Annotated in this window: 7 protein-coding genes; 3 read left to right on the top strand and 4 right to left on the bottom strand. The window is 63.0% G+C overall.

The features are described from left to right. Positions 1-118: 118 nt before the first annotated feature. Both ACHWRX_RS14615 and ACHWRX_RS14610 read left to right on the top strand, forming a co-directional pair. Positions 119-1,567 (top strand): sensor histidine kinase, encoded by a 1,449-nt coding sequence (locus ACHWRX_RS14615; protein ID WP_394659731.1) that lies wholly within the window; start codon positions 119-121, stop codon positions 1,565-1,567. Between the two features lie 119 nt (positions 1,568-1,686). Next, complete coding sequence (locus ACHWRX_RS14610) at positions 1,687-1,953, top strand: hypothetical protein (RefSeq protein WP_394659730.1); 267 nt, start codon at positions 1,687-1,689, stop codon at positions 1,951-1,953. A gap of 4 nt (positions 1,954-1,957) precedes the next feature. Here the strand turns inward: ACHWRX_RS14610 and modB are convergent, their stop codons facing one another. Together modB and ACHWRX_RS14600 are read right to left on the bottom strand one after the other, a co-directional pair. Continuing rightward, positions 1,958-2,635, bottom strand: coding sequence for a molybdate ABC transporter permease subunit (modB, locus tag ACHWRX_RS14605; RefSeq protein ID WP_394659729.1), 678 nt, complete (start codon positions 2,633-2,635; stop codon positions 1,958-1,960). A gap of 74 nt (positions 2,636-2,709) precedes the next feature. Further along, positions 2,710-3,162 carry an Lrp/AsnC family transcriptional regulator gene (locus tag ACHWRX_RS14600; protein WP_183618673.1) on the bottom strand — a complete coding sequence of 151 codons (453 nt, stop codon included), beginning with the start codon at positions 3,160-3,162 and terminating at the stop codon, positions 2,710-2,712. A gap of 145 nt (positions 3,163-3,307) precedes the next feature. Between ACHWRX_RS14600 and putA the strand changes: the two genes are divergently transcribed. After that, on the top strand, positions 3,308-6,910 hold the full coding sequence (putA, locus tag ACHWRX_RS14595; protein ID WP_394659728.1) for a trifunctional transcriptional regulator/proline dehydrogenase/L-glutamate gamma-semialdehyde dehydrogenase: 3,603 nt from the start codon (positions 3,308-3,310) through the stop codon (positions 6,908-6,910). Positions 6,911-6,918: 8 nt separating this feature from the next. Here the strand turns inward: putA and ACHWRX_RS14590 are convergent, their stop codons facing one another. Both ACHWRX_RS14590 and ACHWRX_RS14585 read right to left on the bottom strand, forming a co-directional pair. After that, entirely contained in the window at positions 6,919-7,428 is a 510-nt protein-coding gene (locus ACHWRX_RS14590) for a MarR family winged helix-turn-helix transcriptional regulator (protein WP_394659727.1), read from the bottom strand. A 233-nt stretch (positions 7,429-7,661) separates the two neighbouring features. Continuing rightward, on the bottom strand, positions 7,662-8,781 hold a 1,120-nt coding region (locus tag ACHWRX_RS14585; RefSeq protein ID WP_394659726.1), incomplete at its 5' end, for an efflux transporter outer membrane subunit.

Here is an 8,781-nt window from a genome sequence, read left to right as displayed (position 1 = left end):
GAGATTTTGCGGATTATCAGCAGCTTTCTACCAAACAGAATTACATCGCATCGTCGTTGACCCTGCTGTGTTTTCCTCTCACCAAACCTGGCACCCAGCGTAGAAGAAGCACTCTTTCATGACCTCCTTGGCCGCACTACCGATCGATTTCGAAAATCTCTTCACGCACTCCCCCAATCCGTATGTGCTGGTCGATGACGCGCTTCAGATCGCATGGATGAACAACGCCTACCTGCTGACGACGCACCGTAGTCGAGAGGCGATCCTTGGCCTGCCTTTGCTAGAGGCCTTTCCGAGCGACCCGGAGTCAGAAAGCTATCGATTGCTCACGCAGTCGCTGCAGCGGGTTCTGGATAGCCGGGCCACCGATGAAATTGCGCTGATCCGCTATGACATTCAGGATCGAGAGGGGCGGATGGAGCAGCGCTATTGGAGCGCGACGCACACTCCAATGCTTAATGCAGAGGGCAAGGTTGCCTACATCCTCCAGCATACTGTCGACGTGACCGAGCTGCAAAACCTGCGTCGCTTGCGGGATGAGAGTGGCCTGGTACAACGGGCGAACGCAGTTCAGGCCCGCAATACCAATCTCAGCGCCGAAACCGGACGCCTGCGCAAGCTGTTCGAGCAGGCTCCAGGCTTTATCGCCGTGCTGGAGGGTCCCAACCATATTTTCCAGCTGACCAATGCCGCGTATCGCGAGATCATGGGCGGTCGTGACTTGTTGGGCATGCCTTTGGCACACGCGGTGCCCGAGGCGGTCGACCAAGGATTTGTGGCCCTGCTGGATAACGTCTTGTCGACCGGCGACGCCTATGTCGGCCGATCCGCCAGTTTCCGCTTGGCGCAAGGGGACGAGCCGGGCCGGCAACGCTTCCTGGACTTCGTGTATCAGCCAATCGTCGGGGAGGACGGAGCGATCACCGGCGTCTTCGTGCAAGGCCATGACGTGACCGAGGAAGCGTCGCTGTTGCGGCGGCAGGAATTACTGATCAACGAGTTGAATCACCGGGTAAAGAACAACCTTGCGATCGTGCAGGGCCTGGCCGCGCAATCATTCCGGGCGATTGATCCCGCAGGTGATGCAAGGCTCGTATTCGATAGCCGCCTGAAAGCGCTCGCTGCCGCGCATGACATGCTGACGGAACGGGCGTGGGAGCCGACGTCCTTGCGCCAGACAATCGAACGCACGATTGCCGCCGCTGCCGGGGAAGACGCCGAGCGCGTCGATTTGGAGGGCCCCATGGTTCCGTTGGAGCCGCAGCACGCCGTCGCGCTGGCGATGGCCGTGCATGAGCTCAGCACCAACGCCATCAAGTACGGCGCGCTGTCTAACGAAGTCGGACGCGTTACAGTGACCTGGCATCATGACGATGAGGGGATGCTGGTGATCGATTGGACCGAGCGGGGTGGCCCCCGTGTCGTTGTGCCCAGTCGCAAAGGTTTTGGCACGCGGCTGATCGAGCGAGGTCTTTCTGCCGAAGTGGATGGCCGGGCTAAAATCGATTTTCCGCCCGATGGCGTGCATTGTCGGTTTACGATCAATCTGCCCGCCCGATCGAGTTAAACCCGTCGTCGCCGTAGGGCGCTTCGGCGTTTGCCGCGTGATCGTCGCAACTATTCGCTTCGTAAAAACCTTCTCTTACATAGGCGCGATTGTCCGCGCTTGTAGGCAAGGAGAGAGCGATGTCCGGTGGCGGTGAATTGGAGCCCCAAGATTCGCGTAAAGTCGTCGCGACCAAAGGCGACCCGAACAAGACATGGCGTGAGGAAGAAGATCCGACCGCGAAGCGCGGCGAGTATGAACCGGTTGATAGCCGCAACGTGACGGGTCAGGCCTCCAGCACACCGGATCGTTGGCAGAACGTGGATCGGCGCCCGCCGCAGGCTGACGGTCAGCCCGCGGACGATATCGATCCCGCTATAAACCCCGATGAACGACCGCCGGCGTAAGAGGTCATTGCCGCCGCGCGGATCGCGTGAGCCATTCCGATAGGGCTAGCGCCACGAGGGAGAGGGCGACCGCGATCAGCGCAAGGCGCGTCACCGCGTTCTCTCCGCCCGGCAATTGGAGGGCGCTGTAGATCGCCAGCGGAATGGTTCGTGTCTCGCCCGAAATGTTCGAGACGAACGTGATCGTCGCGCCAAATTCCCCCAGTGATCTGGCAAAGCCTAGCACCGTTCCGGCCAGCAAACCGGGCATCGCCAACGGCAGTGTGATCGTCCAGAAGGTATGCGCCCGCGAAGCACCGAGTGTGCGAGCAGCCCCTTCAAGGCGGCGGTCCACATTTTCGATCGAGATTCGCATCGCGCGCACCATCAGCGGAAGCGCCATGATCGCTGCCGCCAGGGCTGCACCTGTCCAGCGAAACATCAACGACACGCCCAGCCATCGGGCTAGCGGCCCGCCGATCCACCCGTTGTTTCCGAATGCCAGGAGAAGCAGCCACCCCGTGACTACGGGCGGCAGCACCAGCGGCAGGTGGACAAGAGCGTCGATCAGCAGTTTGCCGGGGATACGCGTGCGGGCCAAGAGCCAGGCCAAGCCAAAGGCGACGGGCAGCATCAGCACGATCGCGACCGCACTGATTTTGAGGGATAGGGCGACGATGCCCCATTCCGCTGGGCTGAGCATGACTGTCCTAACCCTGCGATCGCATCATATATCCTGCCATATATGGAAGCAGATCGGCATCGCCAAGCCCGGCCTTACCCGCCGCTATCCTTCACCGTCTCCATGGCGACGAAAGTCGACGTGCTGGCGACGTGGGGAAGAGTAGATATCTTCTCCCCTAAGACCATCCGGTAGCGGCGGATGTCTGACGTACGGACTTTCAGCAGATAGTCGAAGCTGCTGGCGATCATGTGGCATTCCTCCACTTCCGGGATGCGGCGCACCGCCTCGTTGAACTGACGCAGCGCCGCCTCGCGGGTGTCAGAGAGTTTCACTTCAGCGAATGCGATGTGATCCAGCCCCAGCTTGGCGAGATCTACCACGGCGGTGAAGCCCCGGATAACCCCGGCCTCCATCAAGCGCCGCATTCGTACCTGGCAGGGCGTCTTCGAAAGTCCGATCCGCTGCGCCAGATCAGTGACTGCGATGCGACCGTCACTTTGCAGCACGGCGATGATCTTGCGGTCGAAGTCATCCAGGTCGATCATGGACGGTGCTCTCTTGGCGATATGACTGATGAATGCGTAATTCAATTCCACAAGACCTACAAAGATCCATAGAATCGGGTAACATGATCTGTATTTTCATCGTGAAAGGGCACATTGCCTCAAACTAATCGCTTATATTGGTTTGATGACGCAGACTGCTCCTTTCGCCGACTTTGCTCCGCCGGCCTCGCTGCCATCGCCGCTGCGCGCTGCGATTACCGCCGCGTATCGAATGCCCGAACAAGCAGCGCTAAGTCCCCTGCTGGACGCCGCCACCTTGCCCAGCATTACGACGGAGGCGATCCGACGCACGTCGACGGTGCTGGTCACGCGTTTGCGTTCTCAGCGGAAGGCGGGCCCGGTGGAGGGTCTTGTGCAGGAGTACTCGCTATCGAGCGAGGAGGGCGTCGCCCTCATGTGCCTGGCCGAAGCTTTGCTGCGGATCCCGGATAACGACACCCGTGATGCCCTGATTCGCGACAAGATCGCCGAGGGAAATTGGGCGGCGCATCTGGGCGGTGGAAAGCCGTTGTTCGTCAACGCCGCCACCTGGGGCCTCGTGGTGACCGGCAAACTGGTCGGCAGCGTCGACGACCGTGGGCTGGGGGCGGCGCTGACCCGCCTGGTCGCGCGGGCGGGTGAGCCTGTGATCCGACGCGGCGTGGATCTTGCCATGCGGATGATGGGTGAGCAGTTCGTCACCGGCGAAACCATCGACGAAGCGCTGAAGCGCGCGACAGCGTTGGAAGCACGCGGCTTCCGCTACAGCTACGACATGCTGGGCGAAGCGGCGATGACTGCTGCCGACGCGGCCCGCTATTACCGCGATTACGAACAGGCGATCCGCGCGATCGGCTCGGCTGCCCAAGGGCGCGGCGTTTATGAAGGGCCGGGCATTTCCATCAAGCTGTCCGCCCTCCACCCCCGTTACGTTCGGGCGCAAGTCGATCGAGTGCAAGCCGAATTGCTCCCGCGCGTGCGGACGCTGGCGCTGATGGCGAAGTCCTTCGACATCGGCTTCAATATCGATGCGGAAGAGGCCGATCGACTGGAACTGTCCCTCGATCTGCTGGAAAGCTTGGCGCTCGATCCGGACCTTGCCGGTTGGGATGGCCTGGGCTTCGTGGTGCAGGCCTATGGCAAGCGCTGCCCCTTCGTGATCGACTGGATCATCGATCTGGCGCGCCGTGCCGATCGCCGCATCATGGTCAGGCTGGTGAAAGGCGCTTACTGGGACGCGGAGATCAAGCGCACCCAGGTAGACGGGCTGGCGGATTTCCCGGTTTACACGCGCAAGCTTCATACGGACGTCGCCTACATCGCCTGCGCCCGCAAGTTGCTGGCGGCAAAGGACGCAGTTTTTCCGCAATTCGCCACGCACAATGCGCAGACCCTGGCGACGATCTACCATCTCGCCGGCCCGGATTTCGCGTTGGGGCAGTACGAGTTCCAGTGCCTGCATGGTATGGGCGAGGCATTGTATGAGCAGGTCGTGGGGGCGGCTGAGGCCGGCAAGCTGGGACGGCCCTGCCGCATCTACGCGCCGGTCGGCACGCATGAGACGCTGCTGGCCTACCTGGTCCGTCGGCTGCTGGAGAATGGTGCGAATTCTTCGTTTGTAAACCGCATCGCTGACCCGGACGTGCCGGTAGAGGCGTTGACCGCCGATCCCGCGCAGCTTGTCCGCACGATGCCACAGCCAGGCGCTTCGCATGATCTGATCGCCCTGCCGCGCGATCTCTACCCCGACCGTGAGAACTCCGCCGGGATCGACCTGAGCAACGAGGGCGCGCTGGCAGACCTGTCATCAGCCCTGGCGCAGAGTGCCGAACTGCCGTGGGTTGCGGCTCCGGCTAGTGCCTTGACCGGCTCCCGGGGAATTCGGAGCCCGGCGGATCACGATGATGTCGTCGGTCATGTGACAGAGGCGACTGCGGATCAGGCGCGGGAAGCGGCGCAGATCGCTGCCAGATCGCGGTGGAGCGAGGTCGCCGTCGCCGAGCGCGCTGCGATTTTGGAGCGGTGCGCGGATGCCATGCAGGCGCGGATGTCCGTTCTGATGGGCCTGGCGATCCGGGAAGCGGGCAAGTCCGCCGCCAACGCCATTGCCGAAGTGCGGGAGGCGATCGATTTCCTGCGCTATTATGCGGCCCAAGCCCGAAAGTCGGAGAGGGCGCCCGCACAGCCACTGGGGCCAGTGACCTGCATCAGCCCTTGGAACTTCCCGCTGGCGATCTTCACCGGGCAAGTCGCCGCCGCACTTGTTGCCGGAAATCCCGTGCTGGCAAAGCCTGCGGAGGAGACGCCGCTGATCGCTGCCGAAGCGGTCCGACTGCTGCACGAGGCCGGGGTGCCGCACGATGCGCTGCAACTCCTGCCCGGCGAAGGCGAGATCGGTGCCGCTCTGGTGGCCGCGCCTGAGACGATGGCGGTGATGTTCACCGGCTCCACCGAGGTGGCGCGGATGATCCAGGGCCAGCTTTCCACCAGGCTTGCTCCCGATGGCAGCCCCATTCCGCTGATCGCCGAGACAGGCGGCCAGAATGCGATGATCGTCGATTCCTCCGCGTTGGCCGAACAGGTCGTGGCGGATGTGATTGCCTCCGCGTTTGACAGCGCCGGTCAGCGGTGCTCGGCGCTACGGATTCTGTGCCTGCAGGAAGATTGCGCGGATCGCGTACTGGTGATGCTGAAGGGCGCATTGGCCGAGCTTCGCGTGGGCAACCCCACGCATCTGGCAACAGACATCGGCCCAGTGATTTCGGCCGAAGCGCGCGAAACAATTGACCGTCATGTCGAGGGTATGACGGCGCGTGGCCATCGCGTGGAACGGTCAGCCCTGCCCGAGCAAGCGCAAAACGGCACTTTCGTGGTGCCCACAATCATCGAGATCGATGCGATCTCCGATGTAGAACGAGAGGTTTTCGGGCCCGTGCTTCACGTCCTGCGCTGGAAGCGGGATAATCTGGACGCCTTGATCGATCAAATCAACGCCACCGGTTATGGCCTGACGTTTGGCTTGCATACTCGACTGGATCAAACGGTTGCGCATGTGACGCAGCGGGTGAAGGCGGGCAATCTTTACGTCAATCGCAACGTCATCGGCGCGATCGTGGGCGTGCAGCCGTTTGGGGGGCGTGGTCTTTCCGGAACGGGCCCCAAGGCGGGCGGCCCGCTTTATCTGCGCCGTCTGGGCTCGCCTGGAGACGCCATAGCCGGAACGGATGGGCCGGCGACCCCGGCGCTGCAGGCCTTCGTTGCCTGGCTGGAGGCAACAGGGGAGAGCCAGGGCGCTCAAATTGCTCGGCAATATACCGGCAGTAATAGACCCGGCCTCGAGACCACGCTGCCCGGCCCGGTGGGCGAGCGTAACCTTTACGCCGTCCACCCGCGTGGGGACGTGCTACTGATGCCGGCCACGCGTGACGGCATGCTGTCGCAAATGGCGGCCGTTCTCGCGAGCGGCAATCGCGCCACGATCGACGGCATGACGCTGCCAACGGGGTTGCCGAAATCGATAGCGGACTTGTTTGTCGCTAATGGAAGGTCCCCCGCCGTGATCTTGGCAGAAGGCGAACGCGTGGCCGAGGCGAACCGCAAGGCGGCGCATATGGACGGCGCGATCGTGCCGGTCCATGCGGCCAATACTCAGGGGCTATGGCCTACAGACTGGTTGTTGGAAGAAGTCTCCACCTCGGTGAACACGACCGCCGCGGGCGGAAACGCCAGCCTGATGATGATCGGCTGAAGGCCGCGTCAGCCGCGGCTGACGTTGTCGTAGACGCGATCGAGGTAGCCTTGGAGCGCCGCAAGCTCTTCGTCGCTGAAGCCCTTGAACATGCGCTTCTCGGTGTGGCTGGCGATAGTGGAGAGGTTTTCCATCAAGGGTTCAGCCGCCGCCGTCGGATAGACGGCGCGGGCGCGGCGATCGTCGTGGCGTGCTCTTCGCTCCAGCAGGCCGTCCGCGCAAAGCCTATCTATCAGCCGCCCGGCCGACGCTTCCGAAGTCTCCAAAGCGTCGGCGATCGTGCGCTGGGTGCAGCCCGGCAGGCGCGAGACGACTGCAATCATCGTCCATTGCGAGCGCGTGACGCCCAGAACGGAGACATCCCTGTCGAAGATGCTGCGGACCAGCCTGGCAATCACCGTCAGCCGCAAGTTGATATGGCGTTTGGGCTCCGCCAGCTCTTCCGGCGTAAGCTCGATGCGGCCTGATGCGATCGGGTCCTTGATCTCGGAATGCCCGGGACGGCTATCTTGCGGCATCAGGCGAGGACTTCAGAGCGGAAGGCAACCGGCAAGCGATCGGACGGTGCGATTATGGCCGATGCCAATACGGGTCTCCTGCGCTTATGGCGCCGAACCCTGGCGCAAACGCAGGTTCGACGATGGGGCGATCCGACCGTGGCACAACCGGATCGATTTGGGCTACCGGTATATCCGCAGCTATCCCCAGACTGCAACCCGCACTTCGCCGATCGATATAGGGCTGTGCCCGATCAGCGCCTTTCCGGTTCCGCGCCCGCTGGCGTCGCGGTCGACGCATCTCCGCCCAGGACTCGATAGAGCGTCACTCTATTGCTGGCGAGCGCCAGGCGTGTCGCAATCTCGGAACGTTGGGCGCTGTAGAGACTGCGTTGCGCGTCCAGGCTGGAGAGGAATGCATCCACGCCATAGCGATAGCGGGCTTCGCTCAAGCGCGCGGTATCCGCCGCCGCCGCCGTATTCGCACCAGCCGCGCGCAGCCGCTCACCCAGCGTGCCTTGATCGGCCAAGGCGTCCGCCACTTCGCGAAAAGCGGACTGCACGGCCCGCTCGTATGAGGCGAGCGCGGCATCGCGCCGTGACTTGCTGACCTCTACATTGGCGATGCGGCCACCGGCGTTGAAGATATTGTACGAAGCATTGGCGCCGGCCGACCAATTGAAAGCGCCGCCGCTGAACAGCGACGATAGCGCGTTGCTGGCCACGCCCAGCAAGCCGGTCAGCGAGATCGATGGAAACAACTGCGCCCGCGCCACGCCAATATCGGCATTGGTGGCACGCAATTCGTACTCCGCCTGCACCACGTCGGGCCGCCGCAGCAGGACTTGTGAGTTGGTACCAGCGGGTAGCGTGCCATAGGCCGCCAATACCTCGGAAATGCTCGCCGGTAGCAGGGCCTCGCTAAATTCCGCGCCGATCAGTAGGCGCATGACGTTGGCGTCCTGCGCCAACGCGGCCCGCTGCTGGGCCAGATCGCCACGTGCGGTTTCGAGGACTTGTTCGGCTTGGCGCAAGTCCGTGCGCGGGGCGACCCCGCCGCGCAGCCGCAGCCGCGTGAGATCGACGCTGCGTTGCGCGTTCTTGGCCGTCGCTTCGGCCAGTTGAAGCAGGTCACGGTCTGAACCGTAAGCCGCCCATGCCTGCGCCAGATCGGCGACCAGGCCCAGGCGGACTGTGCGTGCCGCCGCCTCAGTGGCAAGAGCGGTTTCCCGCTGCGATTGCGTGGCGTTGGCGTACTTACCGAAGAAATCCAGTTCGAAGCTGGAGATGCCGCCCTGCAGGCGATAGTTCCAGCCGGTGCCGTTGCCGTTGCCGCCAACGATGGTGCCGCCGTTGTTGCCGCCAGTACCGCCA

Source organism: uncultured Novosphingobium sp. (genome assembly GCF_964277725.1).
GTDB lineage: Bacteria > Pseudomonadota > Alphaproteobacteria > Sphingomonadales > Sphingomonadaceae > Novosphingobium > Novosphingobium fluoreni.
The sequence above is the reverse complement of the archived record's forward strand: the minus strand, read 5'-3'. Positions and strand labels throughout refer to the sequence as shown.

Coding starts and splice junctions, on each gene's coding strand:
- ACHWRX_RS14615 (WP_394659731.1), top strand. CDS start 119: ATGACCTCCTTGGCCGCACTACCGATCGATTTCGAAAATCTCTTCACG.
- ACHWRX_RS14610 (WP_394659730.1), top strand. CDS start 1,687: ATGTCCGGTGGCGGTGAATTGGAGCCCCAAGATTCGCGTAAAGTCGTC.
- modB (WP_394659729.1), bottom strand. CDS start 2,635: ATGCTCAGCCCAGCGGAATGGGGCATCGTCGCCCTATCCCTCAAAATC.
- ACHWRX_RS14600 (WP_183618673.1), bottom strand. CDS start 3,162: ATGATCGACCTGGATGACTTCGACCGCAAGATCATCGCCGTGCTGCAA.
- putA (WP_394659728.1), top strand. CDS start 3,308: ATGACGCAGACTGCTCCTTTCGCCGACTTTGCTCCGCCGGCCTCGCTG.
- ACHWRX_RS14590 (WP_394659727.1), bottom strand. CDS start 7,428: ATGCCGCAAGATAGCCGTCCCGGGCATTCCGAGATCAAGGACCCGATC.